Annotated in this window: 1 protein-coding gene and 1 pseudogene; one reads left to right on the plus strand and one right to left on the minus strand. The window is 69.4% G+C overall.

What is annotated here, in order from left to right:
• Nucleotides 1–164: 164 nt before the first annotated feature.
• Nucleotides 165–1,067, minus strand: coding sequence for a LysR family transcriptional regulator (locus tag DBV14_RS04340; protein WP_124457976.1), 903 nt, complete (start codon nucleotides 1,065–1,067; stop codon nucleotides 165–167).
• A gap of 142 nt (nucleotides 1,068–1,209) precedes the next feature.
• On the opposite strand from DBV14_RS04340, the pseudogene DBV14_RS33750 reads away from it, so the two are divergent.
• Nucleotides 1,210–1,409, plus strand: a pseudogene (locus DBV14_RS33750) (pirin family protein); the annotation flags it as partial.

The raw sequence follows: 1,409 nt of genomic DNA on the forward strand, positions 1-1,409 counted from the left end.
GGCGACTGGAGCGTGTTCGTGTCGCGGCCGCTGTCGGCCGGCCTGCTGGCGGCCGCCGCGCTGCTGCTGATCGTGGTGTTGCTGCCTTCGGTGAAGGCCAAGCGCGAAGAAGCGTTCGTGGAAGACTGAGCGGGCGGCTTCCTGTCTCGCTGCCTTGCGGCTTCCTAGGCTTCCAGCGCCTCGAACTCCGCGGCCAGGAAGTCGACCAGCTTGCGCACCGAGGGCAGCAGTCCGCGGCGCGACGGGAACACCGCATGGACGATGCCGGCGCGCGGCGCCCATTGCGGCAGCACGTCGACCAGGCGGCCGGCCTTCAGGTCTTCATGGACCATCATGCTGGGCAGCTTGGCGACACCCACGCCCTGCAGCGCGGCAAGGCGCAGCGCGACCATGTCGTCGGTCACCAGTCGGGGCTGGTGGCGCACTTCGGCGGTGGCGCCGTCGGGGCCTTCGAGGCTCCATGTGTGCTGGGGTTGCGAAGGGCCGAGGTCGAGGCTGGGCAGCGTGCCCAGGTCCGCCGGGCCGGCGGGCGGCGCCAGGCCTTCGAGCAGGCGGGGGTGAGCGACCAGCCGCTGGGCGCTCCGGCCCAGCACCTTCATCACGAGGTCGGTGTCTTCCAGTGGCGGAAAGCGCACGCGCAGCGCAAGGTCGAAGCCCTCGCGGATCACGTCGACGCGGCGGTTGGTGCTGTCCATGTGCACCGTCACGCGCGGGCACTCGGTCATGAACTTCGCGATCATTTCACCGACCTGGTAGTACACCAGCGCCGACGGGCAGGCCAGCCGCACCAGCCCCTGCGGGTCGGCGTGGATGCGGTCGATGGCCTCTTGCGCGGCATCGGCCTCGACCAGCATGGCGACGCAATGCCCGTAGTACTGGCGCCCGATGTCGGTGACGATGAAGCGGCGCGTGGAGCGCTGGATGAGCCGCACGCCCAGCCGTTCTTCGAGCAGCGCGATGCGCCGGCTCAGGCTCGACTTGGGCACCCCCAGCGCCCGGCCGGCGGGGGCGAAGCCGCCGTGGTCGACCACCTGGGCGTAGAAGTAGAGATCGTTCAGGTCGCGCATGGTTGGCCAGCCTCCGTGCCGTTGATTGTCCAGTGGGTGGAACGATGAAGGCGAATTCTGGCATCTACCCAAACCATCGTTGCGGCCGCATTCTCTGTACATGGCTTTCCCGCGTTGGGAGGGCCCACAGAAGGAGCACCCCATGAAGAAGATCCTCGGCACCTACAGCGCACCGCGCCCGCACTGGGTGGGCGACGGGTTTCCCGTGCGCTCGCTGTTCAGCTACGACACGCTGGGCCGCCACACCAGCCCGTTCCTGCTGCTCGACTACGCGGGCCCGGCGAAGTTCGAGCCCACCGTGCAGCCGCGCGGCGTGGGCCAGCACCCGCACCGCGGCTTCGA

This window comes from Variovorax sp. KBW07 (assembly GCF_003852515.1).
GTDB lineage: Bacteria > Pseudomonadota > Gammaproteobacteria > Burkholderiales > Burkholderiaceae_C > Variovorax.

What these genes read in the sequence shown, in the direction of transcription:
- DBV14_RS04340 (WP_124457976.1), bottom strand. Translation starts at nt 1,067, where the DNA reads ATGCGCGACCTGAACGATCTCTACTTCTACGCCCAGGTGGTCGACCAC.